The organism is Solibacillus sp. FSL R5-0691, assembly GCF_037974225.1.
GTDB lineage: Bacteria > Bacillota > Bacilli > Bacillales_A > Planococcaceae > Solibacillus.
The window spans coordinates 3177724-3200000 of record NZ_CP150231.1 but is presented as its reverse complement, the minus strand read 5'-3'; the positions used below and the strand labels follow the sequence as shown (position 1 = coordinate 3200000).

General features: G+C 41.3%; 21 protein-coding genes, 2 rRNA genes and 1 riboswitch (1 of these 24 running past the window's edge). Of the genes, 18 read left to right on the top strand and 5 right to left on the bottom strand.

The window, feature by feature from the left end; translation table 11 throughout:
- Positions 1-1597: ribosomal RNA gene (locus tag MKY51_RS16120) — 23S ribosomal RNA — on the top strand; it begins 1332 nt to the left of the window's first position.
- A gap of 186 nt (positions 1598-1783) precedes the next feature.
- A 5S ribosomal RNA gene (gene rrf / locus MKY51_RS16115) occupies positions 1784-1899 on the top strand.
- 64 nt (positions 1900-1963) lie between these two features.
- Here the strand turns inward: rrf and MKY51_RS16110 are convergent.
- Positions 1964-2431 carry a GNAT family protein gene (locus tag MKY51_RS16110; protein WP_339173922.1) on the bottom strand — a complete coding sequence of 156 codons (468 nt, stop codon included), beginning with the start codon at positions 2429-2431 and terminating at the stop codon, positions 1964-1966.
- Between the two features lie 197 nt (positions 2432-2628).
- Here MKY51_RS16110 and MKY51_RS16105 point away from each other — a divergent pair, with 197 nt between their 5' ends.
- The 16 genes from MKY51_RS16105 to purD all read left to right on the top strand — a co-directional run bounded on the left by MKY51_RS16105 (position 2629) and on the right by purD (position 19604).
- Positions 2629-3327: a response regulator transcription factor gene (locus MKY51_RS16105; RefSeq protein ID WP_339173919.1), complete on the top strand. Its 699-nt coding sequence runs from the start codon at positions 2629-2631 to the stop codon at positions 3325-3327.
- Positions 3324-4772 (top strand): HAMP domain-containing sensor histidine kinase, encoded by a 1449-nt coding sequence (locus tag MKY51_RS16100; protein ID WP_339173917.1) that lies wholly within the window; start codon positions 3324-3326, stop codon positions 4770-4772. Before MKY51_RS16105 ends, MKY51_RS16100 begins: the two co-directional genes overlap by 4 nt.
- A 1-nt stretch (position 4773) precedes the next feature.
- Positions 4774-5811 carry an outer membrane lipoprotein carrier protein LolA gene (locus MKY51_RS16095; RefSeq protein ID WP_339173915.1) on the top strand — a complete coding sequence of 346 codons (1038 nt, stop codon included), beginning with the start codon at positions 4774-4776 and terminating at the stop codon, positions 5809-5811.
- Between the two features lie 153 nt (positions 5812-5964).
- Positions 5965-6153 (top strand): NETI motif-containing protein, encoded by a 189-nt coding sequence (locus MKY51_RS16090; RefSeq protein ID WP_339173914.1) that lies wholly within the window; start codon positions 5965-5967, stop codon positions 6151-6153.
- A gap of 98 nt (positions 6154-6251) precedes the next feature.
- Positions 6252-6351, top strand: a riboswitch (purine riboswitch).
- 168 nt (positions 6352-6519) lie between these two features.
- Positions 6520-7008: a 5-(carboxyamino)imidazole ribonucleotide mutase gene (gene purE, locus MKY51_RS16085; RefSeq protein ID WP_339173912.1), complete on the top strand. Its 489-nt coding sequence runs from the start codon at positions 6520-6522 to the stop codon at positions 7006-7008.
- Positions 7005-8129: a 5-(carboxyamino)imidazole ribonucleotide synthase gene (gene purK, locus MKY51_RS16080; RefSeq protein ID WP_339173909.1), complete on the top strand. Its 1125-nt coding sequence runs from the start codon at positions 7005-7007 to the stop codon at positions 8127-8129. Before purE ends, purK begins: the two co-directional genes overlap by 4 nt.
- 13 nt (positions 8130-8142) lie before the next feature.
- The gene (gene purB / locus MKY51_RS16075; RefSeq protein WP_339173906.1) at positions 8143-9444 is read left to right on the top strand and encodes an adenylosuccinate lyase; all 1302 of its coding nucleotides are present in this window, start codon (positions 8143-8145) and stop codon (positions 9442-9444) included.
- 27 nt (positions 9445-9471) lie between these two features.
- The gene (gene purC / locus MKY51_RS16070; RefSeq protein ID WP_339173903.1) at positions 9472-10182 is read left to right on the top strand and encodes a phosphoribosylaminoimidazolesuccinocarboxamide synthase; all 711 of its coding nucleotides are present in this window, start codon (positions 9472-9474) and stop codon (positions 10180-10182) included.
- Positions 10183-10185: 3 nt separating this feature from the next.
- Positions 10186-10431, top strand: coding sequence for a phosphoribosylformylglycinamidine synthase subunit PurS (gene purS / locus MKY51_RS16065; protein ID WP_339173902.1), 246 nt, complete (start codon positions 10186-10188; stop codon positions 10429-10431).
- Positions 10432-10435: 4 nt separating this feature from the next.
- A complete protein-coding gene (purQ, locus tag MKY51_RS16060; RefSeq protein ID WP_339173900.1) occupies positions 10436-11119 on the top strand; it encodes a phosphoribosylformylglycinamidine synthase subunit PurQ in 684 nt (227 codons plus the stop codon).
- Positions 11106-13337: a phosphoribosylformylglycinamidine synthase subunit PurL gene (purL, locus tag MKY51_RS16055; protein WP_339173898.1), complete on the top strand. Its 2232-nt coding sequence runs from the start codon at positions 11106-11108 to the stop codon at positions 13335-13337. Before purQ ends, purL begins: the two co-directional genes overlap by 14 nt.
- Entirely contained in the window at positions 13313-14731 is a 1419-nt protein-coding gene (gene purF / locus MKY51_RS16050; RefSeq protein ID WP_339173896.1) for an amidophosphoribosyltransferase, read from the top strand. The genes purL and purF overlap by 25 nt, the downstream gene beginning before the upstream one ends.
- A gap of 24 nt (positions 14732-14755) precedes the next feature.
- Entirely contained in the window at positions 14756-15811 is a 1056-nt protein-coding gene (gene purM / locus MKY51_RS16045; protein ID WP_339173894.1) for a phosphoribosylformylglycinamidine cyclo-ligase, read from the top strand.
- Positions 15811-16383, top strand: coding sequence for a phosphoribosylglycinamide formyltransferase (gene purN / locus MKY51_RS16040; RefSeq protein WP_339173892.1), 573 nt, complete (start codon positions 15811-15813; stop codon positions 16381-16383). The genes purM and purN overlap by 1 nt, the downstream gene beginning before the upstream one ends.
- Before the next feature lie 63 nt (positions 16384-16446).
- Positions 16447-17982 carry a bifunctional phosphoribosylaminoimidazolecarboxamide formyltransferase/IMP cyclohydrolase gene (gene purH / locus MKY51_RS16035; RefSeq protein WP_339173890.1) on the top strand — a complete coding sequence of 512 codons (1536 nt, stop codon included), beginning with the start codon at positions 16447-16449 and terminating at the stop codon, positions 17980-17982.
- Positions 17983-18353: 371 nt separating this feature from the next.
- Positions 18354-19604: a phosphoribosylamine--glycine ligase gene (purD, locus tag MKY51_RS16030; protein ID WP_339173887.1), complete on the top strand. Its 1251-nt coding sequence runs from the start codon at positions 18354-18356 to the stop codon at positions 19602-19604.
- A gap of 53 nt (positions 19605-19657) precedes the next feature.
- Here the strand turns inward: purD and MKY51_RS16025 are convergent, their stop codons facing one another.
- From MKY51_RS16025 to MKY51_RS16010, 4 genes are all read right to left on the bottom strand, one after another.
- Positions 19658-20434 carry a multidrug ABC transporter ATPase gene (locus MKY51_RS16025; protein WP_339173885.1) on the bottom strand — a complete coding sequence of 259 codons (777 nt, stop codon included), beginning with the start codon at positions 20432-20434 and terminating at the stop codon, positions 19658-19660.
- A gap of 14 nt (positions 20435-20448) precedes the next feature.
- Positions 20449-20691 (bottom strand): hypothetical protein, encoded by a 243-nt coding sequence (locus MKY51_RS16020; RefSeq protein WP_339173883.1) that lies wholly within the window; start codon positions 20689-20691, stop codon positions 20449-20451.
- A gap of 65 nt (positions 20692-20756) precedes the next feature.
- Positions 20757-21329: a hypothetical protein gene (locus tag MKY51_RS16015; RefSeq protein WP_339173881.1), complete on the bottom strand. Its 573-nt coding sequence runs from the start codon at positions 21327-21329 to the stop codon at positions 20757-20759.
- 121 nt (positions 21330-21450) lie between these two features.
- Positions 21451-22080 (bottom strand): hypothetical protein, encoded by a 630-nt coding sequence (locus MKY51_RS16010; RefSeq protein ID WP_339173879.1) that lies wholly within the window; start codon positions 22078-22080, stop codon positions 21451-21453.
- Positions 22081-22277: the final 197 nt, after the last annotated feature.

Sequence of the window (22277 nt, the reverse complement as noted above, 5' to 3'; positions counted from 1 at the left end):
CCATGCACCGTATGACTAAGGTTTCCTGAGGAAGGCTCGTCCGCTCAGGGTTAGTCGGGACCTAAGCCGAGGCCGATAGGCGTAGGCGATGGACAACAGGTTGATATTCCTGTACCACCTCCTCACCGTTTGAGAAATGGGGGGACGCAGTAGGATAGGGTAAGCACGCCGTTGGTTGCGCGTGTTCAAGCAGTAAGGCGTGTATGTAGGCAAATCCGCATACTTTAACGTTGAGCTGTGATGACGAGCTCGTATGAGCGAAGTTCCTGATTTCACACTGCCAAGAAAAGCCTCTATCGAGGTGAGAGGTGCCCGTACCGCAAACCGACACAGGTAGTCGAGGAGAGAATCCTAAGGTGTGCGAGAGAACTCTCGTTAAGGAACTCGGCAAAATGACCCCGTAACTTCGGGAGAAGGGGTGCTTCTTTGGGTGCATAGCCTAGAGAAGCCGCAGTGAATAGGCCCAGGCGACTGTTTAGCAAAAACACAGGTCTCTGCAAAACCGTAAGGTGACGTATAGGGGCTGACGCCTGCCCGGTGCTGGAAGGTTAAGAGGAGCGGTTAGCGCAAGCGAAGCTGTGAATTGAAGCCCCAGTAAACGGCGGCCGTAACTATAACGGTCCTAAGGTAGCGAAATTCCTTGTCGGGTAAGTTCCGACCCGCACGAAAGGCGTAACGATCTGGGCACTGTCTCAACGAGAGACTCGGTGAAATTATAGTACCTGTGAAGATGCAGGTTACCCGCGACAGGACGGAAAGACCCCGTGGAGCTTTACTGTAGCCTGATATTGAATTTTGGTACAACTTGTACAGGATAGGTAGGAGCCAGAGATCTCGGAGCGCCAGCTTCGAAGGAGGCGTCGGTGGGATACTACCCTGGTTGTATTGAACTTCTAACCCATGCCCCTTAGCGGGGTAGGAGACAGTGTCAGGCGGACAGTTTGACTGGGGCGGTCGCCTCCTAAAGAGTAACGGAGGCGCCCAAAGGTTCCCTCAGAATGGTTGGAAATCATTCGTAGAGTGTAAAGGCATAAGGGAGCTTGACTGCGAGACCTACAAGTCGAGCAGGGTCGAAAGACGGGCTTAGTGATCCGGTGGTTCCGCATGGAAGGGCCATCGCTCAACGGATAAAAGCTACCCCGGGGATAACAGGCTTATCTCCCCCAAGAGTCCACATCGACGGGGAGGTTTGGCACCTCGATGTCGGCTCATCGCATCCTGGGGCTGTAGTCGGTCCCAAGGGTTGGGCTGTTCGCCCATTAAAGCGGTACGCGAGCTGGGTTCAGAACGTCGTGAGACAGTTCGGTCCCTATCCGTCGTGGGCGTAGGAAATTTGAGAGGAGCTGTCCTTAGTACGAGAGGACCGGGATGGACATACCGCTGGTGTACCAGTTGTCTTGCCAAAGGCATCGCTGGGTAGCTATGTATGGACGGGATAAGTGCTGAAAGCATCTAAGCATGAAGCCCCCCTCAAGATGAGATTTCCCATTACGCAAGTAAGTAAGACCCCTGAAAGACGATCAGGTAGATAGGTTCGAGGTGGAAGTGCGGTGACGCATGCAGCTGACGAATACTAATCGGTCGAGGACTTAACCACATTTTATTGCACAACTCAATGAAACGTTTATCCAGTTTTGAAAGAATGAAAATTCTTTTTAAGGATTTCAAAACACAAGCTAGTCGAGGAAACGACTGAGTGATTGAAGGAGCGTACTCAAGTACGTGACTGAAAGAACGAAGGAAGTTGACGAAGGATAGCGCCGTGGATTGAAAGCCGTAATAGTGAAGTGATGATGGCAAAGAGGTCACACCCGTTCCCATACCGAACACGGAAGTTAAGCTCTTTAGCGCCGATGGTAGTTGGGGGCTTCCCCCTGTGAGAGTAGGACGTCGCTTCGCACACGCAAAACCACTGAGGAATCAGTGGTTTTTTTGTTGTTCTAACTAGATATATATAGGCCGATTATTTTCTAACCATCGTCATGAATTTTGTAACATCATTGCTAAATTCATTTTCTTTAACAAAACCAAGCTTTTTATAAAGGCGAATGGCTCTTTCATTAAACATTGCTACGGTCAGTCTCAGTGGTTTACTTGGAGAATTATCCTCAATGAATTTTATAACACACCTACAAAACTCATACCCCTTTCCTTGACCGACCAGATTTGGATGCATTCCAACCCCCATATCAATAAAATCCTCCTTATAAACATTAAATTTATTTCCGCTAGGTACTCGAGCGCTTTCCCCAGTACAGAAAAACCCAATTACCTCATTATTTTTATTAACTGTGTAGTAGGAACCTTCCATTAATTCCTCTAAAGCTTCCGCTGTCTGTTCATTATTGTAAAAATTGTAAGGCTCCTCATATGTCCAACCGAGAATTGCAGTGGCCTTCTCACAGTCCATCTTTTCAAAAAAGACTTCCATTTTTTTATGACACCTCTTTTATTGTAATACGTTAAGATTAACATAAATATCCATTTCATAATGGCCGCCTTTACGGACAAAGGGAACTTTGGCTATCTTTTAACAGGCGGTACAAAGTAAGATTAAATATAAAGGATTTATAAAGTTACAATGATCGAAGAAATTACTTGCTATAGTGATCGTAGGAGGCGTACTTGATGGCACAACAAATTCTTTTAGTGGAAGATGACCGCGAAATTGCGCGCATTATTAAAGACACGTTAATAAAGGAAGGCTATGCCGTAACATGGGCAACGACAGGAATTGAAGGGCTGGAGGATTTTTCTTCCGGAAACTATGATTTAATACTTGTTGATTGGATGATGCCTGAAATGGATGGGTTATCTATGATTGAACATATTCGAATGCAAAGCGATGTCCCAATCATAATGATCAGTGCAAAAAGCAATGAAACGGATAAAGTTACAGGGTTACAAGATGCCGATGATTATTTGGCAAAGCCGTTTTCTTTAGAAGAATTAAAAGCGCGTGTTCGGTCTCAATTAAGGCGATGGCAGCGATATAATAAAGTTTTTGCAACAGAAGAAACAATTTCATATGCACAAGGATTAAAAATCGATTGGCTAAAAGAACGTGTTTATATTGAAGAAGCTGAAGTTAATTTGACGCAAAAAGAGTTTGCGTTACTGAAAGTATTGGCAAAAAATCCATTCGAGCTATTTACAAAGGAAGCGTTGTATACCCATGTATGGCATCAAGTGGAGCTGGACCAGACACATACGGTTACTGTGCACATTAAAGCATTGCGCGAGAAGCTGAACGATCCTGTCAAATCACCTAACTATATACAGACTGTATGGGGAAAGGGCTACCGATTTATAGGTGAACAAATATGAAGATTAAATCATGGCTTCTACTGACGTATTTGCTTGTCATGATATTGCCGTTGCTTGCATTGTATGGTCTTTATGTAACGATTAACGCGTACTACCAAGATAAAAACGTTGATGAATATTTAGAAAAGTGGGCAGTTGTGACGGATTTAAAAGACCAGTTGGATCATCCATCGCTTTACAATATGAATGCGAATTATAAAGGAATCGAGAAGCTGACTTCCGATCAGTTGATGATTACATTATATAGTCCAAATGGGAAGATCTATTATTCTTCAAATTTAATTAATCCTTTCAGCAGCTTTGAGTCGAAAAGTTACGTTTATAAAAATCTGTATGAGTTTGAACAAAACTATAAGACATTTATTTATAAAGAACCTGTTTATGAAGACGGGAAAATAAAAGGTATATATAAAATTACGCTCGTTCGTTCTGAATGGCTGGAACAAGTAAATACAAAATCACTATTTGTCATTATTAGTTTAATCATAGTAATGCTGCTCCTATACGCGGCGGTTGTCTATTTGCTGAACAGACGCCTCAATAAGCCGGCAAAACGCCTAATGGAACAAATGCATGCTTTTGCCAAGGATGAAGAAACAAATCCGCTGCCAGTAACAAAGGATGAAATCGGGAAATTAACCGAGAGCTTTCAACTTATGCAACAGGAAATAACTGCGACCCGAAAAAATCTTGCAGTGGAACAGCAGCAAAAGGAATTTATGATTGCGAGTCTGTCACATGACTTGAAAACGCCTCTTACATCAATTCAAGCATACGCAGAAAGTTTACGGCACGGGAGCCATTCCGAAAAGGAACAGCACGAGTATTTGCAGGTCATTCAGTCCAAAGCCGACTATATGAAGCAGTTGCTTGATGACTTAATGATGTTGACATTATTGCAGTCCCCGACCTATGAATTGGAACTAGTAAAGGTCGATGGTGAAGAGTTTTTTGAAATGCTGCTTAGTGATTATGAACAGATCAGCAGGGAAAAAGGGTTCGAAGCGAAAACAACAGTCAATGTAGAAGGAAGTTATTTTGTAAATCCGAAGCAACTGATGCGTGTTGTCGACAATGTTGTCGCAAATGCCTGGACGTATACAAATCCTGGAGGAACAATTGGTATATCGGCATTTGAATCACCGAATATTCCTTCGTGGAGTTTTGGGAAATTAGCAGAAAGCTTTACAGAAAAGGGCATTTATATTGTTGTAAAAAACAGCGGCGCAACATTATCGGAACAGCAATGTAAAGAAATGTTTGATCCCCTGTATCAAATTGATGATTCCCGGAGCCATATTGGCGAACGGGGGGCTGGTCTCGGTTTAAGTATTGCAAAGCAAATAATGGCTAAACATGATGGAACGATTACAGCTATAGCGCAGCAAAATCAACTAGCGATTGTCATATGGCTACCATCAATTGAAGAAGAGAGGAATGGGTAAAATGAAAAAGTGGATTTATTCAGCAGCAGTAGTTTTAACGCTATCTTTGGCGGCATGCAGCAATGAGGAAAGTTATTCACCCCAGGAAATATTGAATCAGGCAATGCAGGAGACGTCTGAGCTGGATTCCTATTATGGAGAATATAAAATGATAATGGATGACGGTACGGAAATTCTTTCAAAGCAATGGGAGAAAAACGGAAAGACTCGTGTAGAAATGGTTGACTCCACAGGAGAGGAATCGATTGCAGTAAATGACGGTAAAACAGTATCTTCCTATTCAAAAACAACAAATGAAGCGATTATTTTTGAACTTGGACCGGACGTTGAAAATTCAGTACGACCAACGTTAAAAGAGCAGGCATTACGTACATTGGAACAAATAAAAAATTCCCATGACATTACGATTGGTGAAGAAGAAAAGATCGCCGGTCACGAAACATACCATTTAATCGCAAAAGCGAAAAAGAAAAATACGCTTATTGGAGATATGGAAGTATGGGTAGATAAAAAAACATGGATGACATTAAAGACGATTTCGGCAAATGGTGATATGAAATTAACTTCTGAATTCACAAAATTTGAACCAAACAGTAAAATTGATGATTCCAAATTTACGCTGGATATACCGGAAGATGCTGATGTGAAATATGAGTCTTATCAGCCAATCGAACAACTAACAGAGGAAGAAGCTGTCGAGAAGCTGGGCACATTTTTAATCTTCCCCGAATCACTTGGTTACACATTGGAAGGTATTGAAGATATGGGGATGGCAGAAACCGGAGAAATCGCTTTAACATATTCCAAAAACGGTGAGCAGCAATTTTCGCTTTCAATCTTCAAGCCAATGGAATCCATCGGTGAAGATGAAGAAATCATTGAAGTACGTGGGCAAAAAGGATCTAAAATTGATTTGGAGACTTTCAAATTACTTCAATGGGATGAAGAAGGTTTGCGCTATAATATAATTATTGAAAATCTTGATTTGACATTTGAGGAAATACTGGAGTTAACAGAACAAATGGAGTATATAAAATAAAAGTGCAGGAGCAATCATAGTAAAACTTTGATTGCTCTGTTTTATTTTCCAGTTGTGACAAATCGTTCACAAAATAAAGCTTTTCTATTAGAAAGTACTAAAAATATCGTGGTATAGTTAGAGCGATATTTTACATGTGGAAGGATGACATTTTTGGGGAAAAAGCAAGTGTGGTATGAAGTAGAAGAAAATGAAACAATCGAGCAATGCCTTGAAAGAATGAAGAAAGATGGCTATATGCCCTTTGGACGAAGAGAGGAACCGGTATTTGAAGAGGTAAATGGCGAGCCTGTTTACTTACGTCAAAAGATACAATTTAAAGGTTTATTAATAGAAGATTAACGGATGATTTGTTTAAAAGACGAACAATATCTTTTACTTTAAAAATATTGTTCGCATTTTTGCGTTGATTTTATACGTAACCCTTGTTAAAATGTGTACAGGAAAAACATTTAATCCCTCATATATGCTAGAGAATATGGCTCTAGTGTCTCTACCCGGCACCGTAAATACCGGACTATGTGGGAAAGCAACTTCAGGTGTGATGAATAAAGGGTGTGGATCACAATGCAATTATCTACATATACTTTTAATGCTCAATCCTCAAGTAGATTGCTTTCTCATGCGTAGAGCGTAGAGAGCAGTTTATTTGAGGATTTTTACATTGATTTTTAACAAGTGGAGAAGATGTTTAAAGGAGCGAAATTCATGAATCCGAAAATTGGCGTTATTATGGGAAGTTCTAGCGATTGGGAAACGATGAAGCATGCTTGTGACATTTTGGACGAGCTGCAGGTACCTTATGAAAAGAAAGTCGTTTCAGCACATCGCACACCAGATTTAATGTTTGAATATGCGGAAGCGGCACGTGGACGCGGTATTCAAGTAATTATTGCAGGGGCTGGTGGAGCGGCTCATTTACCAGGTATGGTAGCAGCAAAAACGACATTACCTGTAATCGGCGTACCTGTACAGTCACGAGCATTGAACGGACTTGATTCACTACTATCGATTGTGCAGATGCCAGGTGGCGTACCTGTAGCAACTGTAGCAATCGGCAAGGCTGGAGCAACAAATGCTGGTCTCCTTGCAGCGCAAATTTTAGGAGCGTTTGATCAGGAACTTGCTGCAAAGCTTGAGGCACGACGTGAAGCGACGAAAGCGCAAGTTTTGGAAAGCACAGGTGACTTGACGTGAAGAAAATGATTTACCCTGGACAAACAATCGGTATTATCGGCGGCGGTCAGCTAGGTCGTATGATGGCTGTTGCGGCAAAGGAAGCCGGCTATAAAATCGCAGTACTGGAGCCAACGATGGATTCTCCTTGTGGACAAGTGGCAGACATACGAATCGTCGCAGCCTATGATGACGAAGCAGCATTGGAAGAGCTTGCGGAAGTTAGTGATGTCATAACATATGAGTTTGAAAACATCGATTACGATGGCTTAAAGCGATTAACACAAATGGCATATGTTCCTCAAGGTGCAGAACTTGTGCGCATTACACAAAATCGCGTTACAGAAAAGCAAATGATCGTTGATGCAGGCTGTCCGGTTGCGCCGTATATTGTCGCTTCTACATATGACGAGCTTCAAGAAAAAATCGGAGAAATCGGCTTCCCCTGTATCGTAAAAACAGCTCGGGGCGGTTATGACGGGAAAGGTCAGCAGTTATTGAAATCTGCTGAGGACTTACCTTTAGCAAAAGAGTTATTTGCACATTCACAATGCATTGCAGAAGGTTTTGTACCGTTTACGAAAGAGATTTCAGTCATCGTTCAACGCAATGGAGATGGTGAAACATACTGCTTGCCTGTTGGAGAGAACATTCATATAAACCACATTTTACATGAAACGATTGTGCCGGCCCGTATCGAAAGGTCTACAGTACAATTAGCTGAAGAAGCTGCTTTAAAAATTGCGGATTCACTACAACTGATTGGTACATTGGCAGTTGAAATGTTTGTCCTGGAAGATGGCAGTATCGTAATTAACGAATGTGCACCACGTCCGCATAACTCAGGCCATTATTCGATTGAGGCCTGCAATATTTCACAGTTTACACAGCATATTCGTGCAGTATGCGGATGGCCGCTGCGTAAACCAAAACTGTGGGCGCCATCGATTATGGTAAATGTACTTGGTCAGCATGTCGTTCCATTAACAAATTCTATATCAAAGTTCCCTGACTGGTCTGTACATTTGTACGGGAAATCGGAAGCGAAAGTTAATCGGAAAATGGGTCATGTTACAATCATGACAGATGATATCAATACAACAATACAACAAATTACAGACTCAGGTATTTGGCCGGAGTAAAAGGAGAAATTTTATGATAGAACGCTATACACGTCCAGAAATGGGTGCAATTTGGACTGAAGAAAACAAATTTAAAGCATGGCTTGAAGTAGAGATTTTAGCTTGTGAAGCTTGGGCTGAAATCGGTGAAATTCCAAAAGAAGATGTAGCAAAATTACGTGCAAATGCATCATTTGATATCGATCGTATTTATGAAATTGAGAAGGAAACGCGTCATGATGTCGTAGCTTTTACACGAGCTGTTTCGGAAACACCTGCACTTGGTGAAGAAAAGAAATGGGTGCATTACGGCTTAACTTCAACGGATGTTGTAGACACAGCACTTTCATACTTAATTAAACAGGCGAATGAAATTTTACGTAAGGATCTACATCAATTCATCGATATCCTTACTGAAAAAGCGAAAGAGCATAAATTTACAGTCATGATGGGTCGTACGCACGGTGTACATGCAGAACCGACAACATTTGGTTTAAAACTTGCTTTATGGCTTGAAGAGATGCGTCGTAACTTAGTACGTTTTGAAGAAGCTGCAAAAGTAATCGAAACAGGTAAAATGAGCGGGGCAGTAGGAACATATGCGAATATCAACCCACGTGTTGAGAGCTATGTATGTGAACATCTTGGATTGGCAGCAGCTCCGATCTCTACACAGACATTGCAGCGTGACCGTCATGCCCAGTATTTCTCTACACTGGCTTTGATTGCTACATCAATTGAAAAGTTTGCGACTGAAATCCGTGGACTGCAAAAATCCGAAACACGTGAAGTGGAAGAAGGATTTGCGAAAGGGCAAAAAGGTTCATCAGCTATGCCGCATAAGCGAAACCCGATCGGCTCTGAAAATATGACAGGTATGGCACGATTAATGCGCGGCTATATGCTGACAGCTTATGAAAATGTAGCTTTATGGCATGAACGTGATATTTCACATTCTTCAGCTGAACGCGTTATTATTCCGGATGCCACAATTACATTAAATTATATGTTAAATCGTTTCGGTAATATTTTGAAAAACTTAACTGTATTCCCTGACAATATGAAACGCAATATGGAGCGTACATTTGGCCTGATCTATTCACAGCGTATTTTACTTGCGTTAATCGACAAAGGATTATCACGCGAGGAAGCGTACGATACGGTTCAGCCATTAACAGCGCGTGCTTGGGATGAGCAAACACAATTCCGTCCGCTTGTGGAAGCTAGTGAAAAAATCACAGCGTATTTATCACCGGAAGAAATTGCGGACTGCTTTGACTACAACTACCATATTCAGAATGTTGATTTGATTTTCGAACGTTTAGGACTTAACTAACTAATCATTAATCAGGAGGAATACGTCATGAATAAAGGGCAGCTTTTATATGAAGGGAAAGCAAAACGACTTTATACAACAGAAGATACTGAAATACTTTTTGTTGAATACAAAGATAGTGCAACAGCATTTAATGGCGAGAAAAAAGCCGAGATTGCTGGCAAGGGAAATTTAAACAATCAAATTACGACATTGCTTTTTGAGAAGTTACAAGAAAACGGAATTGAATCACATTTCGTAAAAAGACTTTCAGCAAACGAACAGCTTGTACGTAAAGTCGAAATTATTCCAATCGAAGTTGTTATACGCAATATTGCTGCAGGCAGCCTTGCTAAACGTCTAGGCTTGGATGAGGGCACATTGCTTAAGCGTCCGATCGTCGAATTTTACTATAAAGATGATGCATTAGGTGATCCGATGATTACAACAGAGCATATTGAAGTGCTGGATATCGCAACACCAAAGGAAGTAGAACAGCTATATAATGCGGCACTGCATGTGAATGAAGTGCTGCGTCCAATCTTTACTGCTGTTGGTGTAACGTTAGTCGACTTCAAACTGGAATTTGGTCGTGATAAAGACGGCAATATTTTACTTGCCGATGAAATTTCTCCTGACACTTGTCGTTTATGGGACTCTAATACAAAGCAAAAACTTGATAAAGACGTATTCCGCCGCGATTTAGGCAATCTTACGGAAGTATATGAGATTATATTACAAAAACTTGGAGGCAACTAACTCATGAAGAAAGTTAAAATATATGTAACATTAAAAGAAAGCATCCTGGATCCTCAAGGTTCTGCAGTTCAAGGCTCACTGCAAAAAATCGGTTATGGTGAAGTTTCTGACGTACGTATTGGCAAGTATTTGGAAGTTACAATCGAAGATACTGACCGTGATATTGACACAATCGTTAAAGAAATGTGCGAAAAAGTATTAACGAACACGGTGATTGAAAAGTACCGTTACGAAGTTGAGGAGGCATAATACGATGAAATTTGCAGTACTCGTTTTCCCGGGGTCTAACTGTGATATCGACATGTTTCATGCGATTAAGGACGAGCTAGGTGAAGAAGTAGAATATGTTTGGCATACAGCTACAAGTCTAGACGGATTTGACGGGGCATTAGTGCCTGGCGGTTTCTCATATGGAGACTATTTACGTTGTGGCGCAATGGCAAACCAATCAAACATTATGTCAGCTTTAAAAGAATTTGCTGCACAAGGCAAACCCGTGTTAGGTGTTTGTAACGGATTCCAGATTTTAACGGAAGCTGGGCTGTTACCAGGAGCTCTTATCCGCAATAAAAACCTGAAATTCATGTGCCGTACAGTACAGCTAAAAGTTGAAAACAACCGTACATTATTTACTAATGGATATGAAGAAGGAGAAGTCATCAATATACCGATCGCACACGGTGAAGGCAACTACTACTGTGATGACGAAACATTAGCTTCTTTACAAGCGAATAATCAGATTGTCTTTACATATGAAGGTGAAAATCCGAACGGATCTTTAGCGGATATTGCTGGAATCATCAACAAAGAAGGCAATGTACTCGGAATGATGCCGCATCCTGAACGTGCCGCAAATGAAATCGTTGGTGGCGCAGATGGTCTTAAACTATTTAAATCAATTGTGAAGCAGTGGAGGGAACAGCATGTTAACAACTAATTTCGAACCAACACCAGAGCAAATTAAGGAAAAACGTCTCTATGCAGACATGGGGATGTCAGATGCGGAATTTGACTTAGCAATTGAAAAATTAGGTCGTATTCCAAACTGGACGGAAACAGGTCTTTTCTCGGTAATGTGGTCTGAGCACTGCTCTTATAAAAAATCGAAGCCAGTACTTCGTAAATTCCCGACAAAAGGTCCTCAAGTACTGCAAGGCCCTGGTGAAGGTGCCGGCATTGTTGACATCGGTGATGAACAGGCAGTTGTTTTCAAAATGGAATCCCATAACCATCCATCTGCAATTGAACCATACCAAGGTGCTGCAACAGGTGTAGGGGGAATTATCCGTGACGTTTTCTCTATGGGTGCCCGCCCGATTGCGATGCTGAACTCTTTACGTTTTGGAGAATTAAAATCAGCGCGCGGCAAATATTTATTTGAAGAAGTCGTAGCCGGTATTGCAGGGTACGGTAACTGTATTGGTATTCCGACAGTAGGCGGAGAAATTGCTTTTGATCCTTGCTATGAAGGGAATCCGCTTGTAAATGCAATGTGTGTCGGATTAATCGATCATAAGGATATTCAAAAAGGCGTTGCTGCAGGTGTTGGAAATACTGTTATGTACGTTGGTGCGAAAACAGGTCGTGACGGAATTCATGGTGCAACATTCTCATCTGAAGAATTGACAGAAGATACTGAAGAAAGTCGCTCGGCAGTACAAGTTGGTGACCCATTCATGGAAAAATTACTTCTTGAAGCTTGTCTGGAAGTTGTAAAATCAGATGCATTAGTTGGTATTCAGGATATGGGTGCAGCAGGTCTTACTTCATCTTCAGCAGAAATGGCTTCTAAAGCCGGTACCGGTGTAGAGATGAACTTGGACTTAGTTCCTCAACGTGAGACAAATATGTCAGCTTATGAAATGATGTTATCTGAATCTCAAGAGCGTATGCTGATCGTTGTAAAAGCAGGCCGTGAAGATGAAATTAAAGCGATTTTCGATAAATATGATCTTGATGCAGTAGCAGTAGGGAAAGTAACAGAAGATAAAATGCTTCGTTTACTTCACAAAGGTGAAGTGGTAGCAGAAGTACCTGCAGATGCATTAGCTGAAGATGCACCAGTTTATAATATGCCGGATGCTGAGCCAGCTTACTTTGCACAATATCAGGCAATGGAAAATGCAGAACCAAAAGTAACAGATTACAAAGAAACGTTAACAGCACTTTTAAAAGCACCGACAATCGCTTCAAAAGAGTGGGTTTACGATCAGTATGACTATCAAGTACGTACAAATACAGTTGTAGCACCAGGTTCGGATGCCGCAGTATTACGTGTACGTGGTACAAATAAAGGTTTGGCGATGACGACAGACTGTAATGCTCGCTATATTTATCTTGATCCGACAACTGGTGGAAAAATTGCTGTTGCTGAAGCAGCACGTAACATAGTATGTTCTGGTGGACAACCACTTGCAATTACAGACTGCCTAAACTTCGGGAACCCGGAAAAACCGGAAATCTTCTGGCAAATTCAAAAATCAGCAGACGGTATTGCGGAAGCTTGTTTAGCACTGGACGCACCAGTAATTGGCGGTAACGTATCCATGTACAATGAGCGTTCAGGCGAAGCGGTTTACCCAACACCAACAATCGGTATGGTTGGATTAGTAAAAGATTTAGCGCATGTTACAACACAGGAAGTTAAAGCTGCCGGTGATGTTGTGTACGTAATCGGTGATACAAAAACAGAATTCGGTGGTTCTGAATTACAAAAGTTAATTGAAGGCGGCATTTCAGGTAAAGCACCTTCAATCGATTTAACAGTCGAAGCGGCACGTCAACAATCGATTTTGGAAGCAATTCAGGCAGGACTAGTTCAGTCAGCGCATGATGTTTCTGAAGGTGGAGTTGCGGTTGCATTGGCGGAGAAAACATTCGCTGCAAAAGGTTTAGGTTTAGACGTAGCATTAACAGGTTCTGCAACGACGGCTCTATTCTCAGAGTCACAATCACGCTTTGTAGTAACAGTGAAAGCTGAACATGCAGAAGGCTTTGAAACAATCGTAAAAGACGCACAAAAAATCGGTACAGTAACAGACGACGCGAACATTAAAATTAGCGGAGAAGCTGGTGTACTTGTTGAAGGTACTGTGGAGGAATTCCGTTCTGCCTGGAAAGGAGCAATTCCATGCTTGCTGAAATCAGAGGCTTAAATGAGGAATGCGGCGTATTTGGCATTTGGGGCAACCAAGATGCAGCGCACTTAAGTTATTACGGTTTACACGCATTACAGCATCGCGGACAGGAAGGAGCTGGTATCGTCACAACTGACGGTAATCAGCTTCAGGCTGTACGCGGCGAAGGTCTTGTAAATGACGTGTTCAATGAAGATAAATTACGTAAAGTAGTAGGGCACGCAGCAATTGCGCATGTACGATACGCAACAGCAGGCGGCAAGGGGCTGGAGAATGTTCAGCCATTGTTATTCCGTTCTTCAACTGGTTCATTGGCAATTGCCCATAATGGGAACTTGGTGAATGCTACACATTTAAAACAGTTTTTAGAGCGTTCCGGCAGCATTTTCAACTCGACGTCCGATACAGAAGTTGTTGTCCATCTTATTAAAAAATCAAAACACTCTCCATTTCGTTCAAAAGTGAAAGAAGCATTGTCTCTATTAAAAGGCGCCTTCTCTATTATTTTACTGACGAATGACCAAATGATTGTGGCACGCGACCGAAATGGCTTACGACCGCTTTCACTCGGTAAGCTAGGGGATTCTTATGTAGTTGCATCTGAAACATGTGCATTTGATTTAATCGGTGCAGAATACGTACGTGAAGTGGAACCTGGGGAGTTATTGATCATTTCAAATAATGGCCTTGAAATCGACAGCTATGTTGAAAGGGACAAACGTACGATGTGCGCAATGGAATATGTATACCTTGCACGTCCTGATTCGAATATTGATGAAGTGAATATCCATATGGCACGTAAACGTATGGGGAAAGAACTTGCAAAAGAATGTGCCCATATTGAAGCGGATGTCGTTACAGGAGTTCCAGACTCATCTATTTCTGCGGCAATCGGATTTTCTGAAGCGAGTGGTATTCCATACGAGCTTGGTTTAATTAAAAACCGCTATGTTGGGCGTACTTTTATCCAGCCGACACAAGAACTTCGCGAACGCGGTGTAAAAATGAAGCTTTCACCTGTCGTACAAGTCGTAAAAGGAAAACGTGTTGTAATGGTGGATGATTCAATCGTACGCGGTACAACATCGAGACGTATTGTACGCATGCTGAAAGAAGCAGGTGCGGCAGAAGTGCATGTAGTCATTTCTTCACCGCCAATGACAGACCCTTGTTATTACGGAATCGATACATCGACACATGAAGAGCTGATTGCATCAAGCCACAGTGTGGAAGATATACGGGTAGCAATTGAAGCGGACACGCTGACATTTTTATCGCTGGAAGGTATGGTCCGTGCAACGAACCGACCGTTTGAAGATGAAAATGGCGGACTATGTGTGGCATGCTTTACAGGTAAATACCCGACAGAAATTTTCCCGGACACAGTGTTACCACATGAAAAAGACTGTTAGAAATTAAGGAGGAGCAAGTACATTATGTCAAAAGCATATGAACAGGCAGGCGTAAATATTGAGGCAGGTTATGAAGCAGTAAAACGTATGAAATCACATGTTGAGCGTACAAACCGTTTAGGTGTGATGGGAACGTTTGGCGGCTTTGGAGGCATGTTTGATTTGTCTGCACTGAACTTAAAGGAACCAGTTCTTATTTCAGGTACTGACGGTGTCGGAACGAAACTGAAGCTTGCATTTATGGTTGATAAACACGATACAATCGGAGTGGACTGTGTTGCAATGTGTGTAAATGATATCGTTGCACAGGGTGCTGAGCCACTTTACTTCCTTGATTATGTTGCGGTAGGAAAAGCCGAGCCTGCAAAAATTGAGCAGATTGTAAAAGGTGTTGCGGACGGTTGTGTACAGTCCGGTGCAGCATTAATCGGTGGAGAAACAGCTGAAATGCCGGGGCTTTACGAAGAGGATGAGTATGATTTAGCTGGTTTTGCTGTAGGTGCTTGTGAAAAATCGGACATCATTACAGGGGAAAAGATTGTGGAAGGCGACGTTTTAATCGGTCTTGCTTCTAGTGGTGTACATTCAAACGGCTATTCATTAGTACGTAAAATTGTGTTCGCGGACAATAAAATTGCGGTTGATGCAGTAGTAGAAGGCTATGAAGATCTTGGCCCAATCGGCGAAGCACTTCTTGTTCCTACAAAGCTTTATGCAAAACCTGTTTTAGCAGCACTTAAAGCTGCAGATGTACACGGTTGCGCACACGTAACAGGCGGGGGTTTCTATGAAAACTTGCCACGTATGATGCCACAAGGTTTGGCAACGGAAATTGAATTAGGGTCTTGGCCGGTGCTGCGCATCTTTGAATTTTTAAAAGAAAAAGGTGCATTAGCGGACAAAGATTTATATAACGTATTCAACATGGGAATCGGCTTTGTTATTGCAGTTCCAGCAAGTGAAGCAGATAAAGTGATCGCAGCAGTGGAAGCTGAAGGTGAAAAAGCTTACACAATCGGTCGCGTTGTAAACGGTGAAGGTGTTATATTCAACGGCGAACATGATGGGAGCTTAGTGTAATGGGTACGAAAATTGCCGTATTCGCATCTGGAAGCGGTAGTAACTTTCAGGCCATCCAGGAAGCGATTAGTCGCGGTGAACTTAATGCGACGATCGAACTGGTAGTTACGGATAAGCCAGGTGCTTTTGTTGTAACACGTGCACAAAAATTCGGTATACCTGTTACGGAGCTTGCACCGAAAACCTTTGCCGACAAGGCATCTTATGAATCAAAACTTGTTGAACTGTTAAAAGAACGAGAGATTGAATGGATTATATTAGCAGGTTATATGCGCCTTGTAGGGGAAACATTGTTATCGGCTTATGAGCATCGGATTATCAATATTCATCCGTCGCTGCTGCCATCATTTCCCGGGAAAGATGCCATTGGTCAGGCAATGACTCATGGCGTAAAAGTTACGGGTGTGACGGTTCACTTTGTTGATGCGGGAATGGATACGGGAAAGATTATCTCGCAAGGAGCAGTTGACGTTGTCGATGGTAACCGTGAAGCGACAGAAGAGCGTATACATAAATTAGAACATGCGCTATATACGAAAACATTACAGCAATTATTCAACACAAATAAGTAAATTCGCATGAGCCGCTCCTGTGAGGGCATTGCTCACCGAAAAAATGAATTGGAGGACCTAATCGTGACGAAACGTGCACTTATTAGTGTTTCAGATAAAAATGGTATTTTAGAATTTGCAAAAGAATTGGTAGCTCTTGGCTATGAAGTACTTTCTACAGGTGGAACAAAAAGTTTATTACAACAAAACAATGTTCCGGTAACAGCAGTAGATGAAGTAACAAACTTCCCGGAAATTTTGGATGGCCGTGTAAAAACATTAAATCCGATGATCCATGGCGGTCTATTAGGTAAGTTTGATGAGCCAAGCCATGTTGCGCAAATGAACGAACATGGCATCCGCCCAATAGAAATTGTATGTGTCAACTTATATCCGTTCGTCGAAACGATTTCAAAACCGGATGTATCTTGGGATGATGCAATTGAAAACATCGATATTGGCGGTCCGACAATGCTACGTTCGGCAGCAAAAAACCATGATTATGTAACGGTAATTGTTGATGCAAATGACTATTCTGCTGTATTGGAAGAATTAAAGGCAGATGGAAAAACGACATTAACAACACGTCGTCGTTTAGCAGCAAAAGTATTCCGCCATACAGCTGCATATGATTCGTACATTTCCAATCATTTATCAAATGCAATTGGCGAAGAGTTCCCGGAAAATATGACGTTAACATATGAACTGAAGCAAACATTACGCTATGGTGAAAACCCTCACCAAAAAGCGGCATTCTATGCAAAACGTTTAGGTTCGGATTTCTCGATTGCCTATGCAACTCAATTACACGGTAAAGAATTATCGTACAACAATATCCAGGATGCAAATGCAGCATTGCAAATCGTGAAAGAATTTGAAATGCCTGCAGCGGTTGCCGTGAAGCATATGAACCCATGTGGTGTCGGTACTGGTGAAACTATCGAAGAAGCATTCAACAAGGCTTACGAAGCAGATTCAACATCGATTTTCGGCGGTATCATCGCATTAAACAAAGAAGTGGACAAAGCAACTGCAGAAAAATTATCAGGTATTTTCCTTGAAATCATTATTGCGCCAAGCTTTACTGCAGAGGCATTAGAGATTTTAACTCAAAAGAAAAATATTCGCCTGTTAACAATCGACTTCACACAGGAAAAGCAGGATCAATTCAATGTTGTTGCTGTTGAAGGTGGATTACTTGTACAGGAGCCGGACCGTTTCGGCTTTAAAGATGCCAACATTCAAGTTGTGACAGACCGTGAACCGACAGAAGAAGAGTGGGAAGCATTAAAACTGGGCTGGGCAGTTGTGAAGCATGTAAAATCAAACGCCATTGTTGTTACGGATAAACAAATGACATTAGGTGTTGGTGCTGGTCAAATGAACCGTGTTGGCGCAGCGAAAATTGCCTTTGAACAAGCTGGGGAAAAAGCACAGGGCGCGGCATTGGCTTCGGATGCATTCTTCCCAATGGGCGACACAGTGGAAGCAGCGGCTAAAGCCGGTATTAAAGCGATCATTCAACCAGGCGGCTCAATTAAAGATCAGGAATCAATCGATGCAGCAAACAAGTACGGTATTGCAATGGTATTTACAGGAGTTCGTCACTTTAAACATTAATTAATAAGTTAGCAGTAGAGAAATTATTAAATTTACGTTATAATAGAATAAAGTTTCGCTAATGTTCTGGCCGGACGTTAGCAGAAGCGTTTGCAAATGCTTTATTTATTCTTCTTTCTGGCCGGGAGAGGGGTAAATAAGACGATTGGGTGATTCTTGGCCGGGTCCCCATCGTAACCTAATTTTATTAACAACTGTATCGACTTTGGCCGGGAGATACGCTGTTAATAATAAAATAATCATTGATTGTAAGATGCACAGCACTACTTTTGGTCGGGTAGCGCAGTGTAAACGACCATTAATGAAAAACGCTCGCCTAAAATTTGGCGGGCGTTTTTTTTATCCAAATTTCTATAAAAGGGGAAGCTAATATGAACATTCTTGTAATCGGTAGTGGTGGTCGTGAACATGCGATCGCGAAGCAATTCAACAATGCACCTTCTGTACAAAAGGTATTCGTAGCACCAGGAAATGAGGGAATGACGCAAGATGCACAAGTGGTTGCAATTGATGCACTGGATTTCGCAGCGCTTGCACAGTTTGCAAAAGAAAATGATGTGGCTTTAACATTTGTAGGTCCCGAGCAGCCATTAGCAGAAGGAATCGTTGACTACTTCAATGAGCAGGGCTTGGTTATTTTCGGTCCAACAAAAGCAGCGGCAAAAATTGAAGGGTCGAAATCTTATGCAAAAGAGATTATGAACAAATATAATATTCCGACTGCAGCGCACGAAACATTTACAGAAGCTGATAAAGCAGTAGCTTATATTAAAGCGCAAGGTGCGCCAATTGTTATTAAAGCGGATGGGTTAGCTGCCGGAAAAGGTGTAATTGTAGCAATGACAGAACAAGAAGCAATTGAAGCGGTGGAAGATATGATCGGTAACCAGCGTTTTGGCGATTCTTCTTCGCGTGTTGTTGTGGAAGAATTCCTGGATGGCGAAGAATTCAGCTTCATGAGTTTTGTACATAAAGGGCAAATTTATCCTATGGTCATCGCACAAGATCATAAGCGTGCATATGACGGCGATAAAGGGCCAAATACAGGCGGAATGGGTGCCTATTCACCGGTACCGCAAATTTCTGAAGACATTGTTAAAGTGGCATACGACACAATCGTAGAACCAACAGTAAAAGCAATGGATGCAGAAGGTGTATCATTCACCGGTATCCTGTATGCTGGCTTAATTTTAACGTCTAAAGGTCCGAAAGTCATCGAATTTAACGCACGTTTCGGTGATCCGGAAACACAAGTTGTATTACCACGAATGGCATCTGACTTCGGTGAATTTATGATTAATTTAATGGAAGAAAAACCATTTGATCTACAATGGAAAGATGCAGCAATGCTAGGTGTTGTAGTTGCAGCTGAAGGCTATCCAGGTGATGTAGTAAAAGGCAATGCACTTCCTAGCTTAAATGACATCGAACTACCAGTATTTCATGCAGGTACGAAGCTGGTAGATGGCCAGTTCGTTGGGAACGGTGGTCGTGTACTACTAGTCGCAGCTGAAGCAGCGGATTTAAAGGGAGCGCAGGAAAAAGTATATGCTGAGCTTGCGAAAAAAGAGTGGACGAACTTCTTCTTCCGTGGGGATATTGGATGGAGAACGTTTAAATAAAAGAAAGGCGATACGTTTAAACGTGTCGCCTTTCCTATTCTCTAAGTTGGCTGCTAAATATCGCCTTTTTTATGTTTCTCAATCTCCATGGCGAGTAATAGTAACTTGTCATCAAATTCATCCAGAATACGTAATTTTTCGTCAAGCTCTGTTTCAAAACTGGTAGCTTGAATGAATAAATTTTGAAGCTGGTTTTCCAGGTTGATTCGGGTCCTGGACTGTTCATCGGTTGGCGAATAATTACTATGTTCAGTTTCTTTGATTTGTGCCATTTCTTCAAGAGTAAATTGAATTTCATCATTTTTATTTTTAATATCCTTTAATAGGTCGTGTTGTTGATTGATCGTATCACGCAGAGAAGTTAGCTGTTCGTTGTTGTTGGTCATGAATGAACGCAGCAAATTATCCAGTTCTTCAACCGTCTGGATATAGTTTTCTGAACGGACAGCAGGAATTTCGGCTTTAGCTGTTTTTTCGATTGTTTCTTTTAATTGTTTGTTTTCTTTCTGTAAGTTTTCTTTTTTTTCCACGAGTGATTCAATGGAAGAAATCAGTTTTATTCTTTGCTCTTCGCGTAACTGAATATTTTCATGCAGCTCGCTTAGCTCTTTTTCAAAGCTTTTTCTCATCATCATGAGTTCCATTGAAAGTTCTTTTTTCTCGTTTACTAACTGACTGAGTTCCTGCTCTAGACTATTTACCATTGAATAATAGTCCATACTTTGTAGGGTGGATATCTCGTTTTGATATTTCGCGATTTCTGATTTTAAAAAGATGATAGTTTGCTGCAGTTGTAGTACGTCCTTATTTTTCACACTTTCAATATCCACATGAATCCCTCCTATCATGTCATATCTTTCAGTAAGCCTATAATCTCCTGAAATTCTTTTTCATTTTCATTAATGAGCTGATTTATTTTTTCCACAGCTTTTTTTTCATCTTCTTCATTCACAGGGGATGAAGTTTCATATTTATTGTTTGATAACAAATAGGCCAATAATAAATTAAGTGAACTTTTTTCAAGAAAAATGAAGCTATTATTATTTTCCTGAAGCTCATCTTTTATCGATGAAAAATGTTCTTTCATGAATTGCTTTAATATCTTTTCGATTGGTAGTACTTCAGATTGTTCTTGTTTATCTTCAAATTCGTTTATGTTGTTTCCTCCTGTTCCAAATGAATGACACTTAAATTAATAGGGTTTACAACAGCAACCCCATCTTGAAACTGGTCACAATAAGTAAAGCCTGTAATACTCCCAGCATAAGATTTATTTGGAGACCATCTTATCTGGAAATTTGTAAAAGAAATGATTTCATTCGGTTCGATTGATGTTTTGCTCACTGGTTTAAGCCAGTACTCGTTTTTGTTTGGTGTTTTTGAGAATCGCAGCCATTCATTCTGCCCTGTTAGCCGTTGTTGGAGCTTTTCGTGTACATACCGGCCACTAAATGAAAAAGGGGATGATTCAGGCAACGTTATACAAATAGAAGGGTTTAGTAATGGTTCATTACCGATATTGTAAATATGATAAGAGCCTAAACATAAACTCTCCTGATCTAATTGATGGGATATATTAAAAGTGGAAGTAAAATAACTAATAACCTTGGTATTGTTGGAGTTAGGAAGTTTTCCGATGAGTTCTTTTATTTCGTGGAGATAAGTTTGGGTTTGATTTTGCAGCGCATTTAACTTTATTTCGAAAGGGTGGGAGCGTTTGGGCACTGGAAATGCCTCCTCCTTACGGTTAAATTTTATTTGCTTATGTAAGCAAAATAAAGAAAGGGTGTTTCTCCCTTTCTTTATTATATGACGATGAAGTTGGTGATAACACTGATTCATAATATTATGGGAAAACAACAGCACAGTTGTTAGGGCGAGATGCTGGTGCACAAGCAAATGGTAAATCTGCTCGTGGTTCACAGTAGTCTGCCAAAAATTCTACTGTTACTGGGAATGTTGATTGAATGCTTTGGCAAACTGCGATTGAAAGTGATAGATTCTCAAATGTAATTGTACCGTCCCCGTTGTTGAAGAATGGACCAGTTGAGCATACGAAGCAATCAAGATCTGTATATGTTACATCAACATTTGTCCCTTTAGGTGCACACATTACAACATGTTCGCAGCGTGAAATTTCAAAGCCGTTACTTGTGTAAGTTGTTCCATTCGCTAATGTGATGCAAATTGTCACAGTGAAGTTCTTTTGAATCATAAGTTGTTGTAAATAAACAGATGTTCCGTCAATCGTAAATGTACGGTTTTCACGGCTCATAATAACAACAGGGTTAACTGCTGCTGGTACTACTTGGCATGTAACTTGAGCTCCTCCGACAACTGCATCTACTGGTAAGCCAGGAAACGTGATTGGGCTTGTTGGAGTGAATTCAAAAGACATATCTTTCACAACCCAGTCATACACCTTTTCCACATTAATACAGATAAGTTCTTGTTGCGTTGGCATTTTTTCCTTCATTGTTCTTGTCACCTCCTTCTATATTTTTATCTTTCGTTTGTATTTTATGACGCTTAAATAGAAGTGCATAGGCAAAGAAATAGTTTAGCTGATGGGAATTCCAGAATTAGGCGATGTTCAGCCGATAGTTGATCATAGCCTATTTTTGTGACTTTTTAATTAAAAACAACAGCAAAGGTGAAGTGTTTGTCACATAC

Coding starts and splice junctions, on each gene's coding strand:
- MKY51_RS16110 (WP_339173922.1), bottom strand. CDS start 2,431: ATGGAAGTCTTTTTTGAAAAGATGGACTGTGAGAAGGCCACTGCAATT.
- purL (WP_339173898.1), top strand. CDS start 11,106: ATGTTAACAACTAATTTCGAACCAACACCAGAGCAAATTAAGGAAAAA.
- purE (WP_339173912.1), top strand. CDS start 6,520: ATGAATCCGAAAATTGGCGTTATTATGGGAAGTTCTAGCGATTGGGAA.
- purS (WP_339173902.1), top strand. CDS start 10,186: ATGAAGAAAGTTAAAATATATGTAACATTAAAAGAAAGCATCCTGGAT.
- purC (WP_339173903.1), top strand. CDS start 9,472: ATGAATAAAGGGCAGCTTTTATATGAAGGGAAAGCAAAACGACTTTAT.
- purM (WP_339173894.1), top strand. CDS start 14,756: ATGTCAAAAGCATATGAACAGGCAGGCGTAAATATTGAGGCAGGTTAT.
- MKY51_RS16095 (WP_339173915.1), top strand. CDS start 4,774: ATGAAAAAGTGGATTTATTCAGCAGCAGTAGTTTTAACGCTATCTTTG.
- MKY51_RS16020 (WP_339173883.1), bottom strand. CDS start 20,691: ATGAAAGAACATTTTTCATCGATAAAAGATGAGCTTCAGGAAAATAAT.
- MKY51_RS16100 (WP_339173917.1), top strand. CDS start 3,324: ATGAAGATTAAATCATGGCTTCTACTGACGTATTTGCTTGTCATGATA.
- purN (WP_339173892.1), top strand. CDS start 15,811: ATGGGTACGAAAATTGCCGTATTCGCATCTGGAAGCGGTAGTAACTTT.
- purD (WP_339173887.1), top strand. CDS start 18,354: ATGAACATTCTTGTAATCGGTAGTGGTGGTCGTGAACATGCGATCGCG.
- MKY51_RS16105 (WP_339173919.1), top strand. CDS start 2,629: ATGGCACAACAAATTCTTTTAGTGGAAGATGACCGCGAAATTGCGCGC.
- purB (WP_339173906.1), top strand. CDS start 8,143: ATGATAGAACGCTATACACGTCCAGAAATGGGTGCAATTTGGACTGAA.
- MKY51_RS16010 (WP_339173879.1), bottom strand. CDS start 22,080: ATGAAGGAAAAAATGCCAACGCAACAAGAACTTATCTGTATTAATGTG.
- purF (WP_339173896.1), top strand. CDS start 13,313: ATGCTTGCTGAAATCAGAGGCTTAAATGAGGAATGCGGCGTATTTGGC.
- purQ (WP_339173900.1), top strand. CDS start 10,436: ATGAAATTTGCAGTACTCGTTTTCCCGGGGTCTAACTGTGATATCGAC.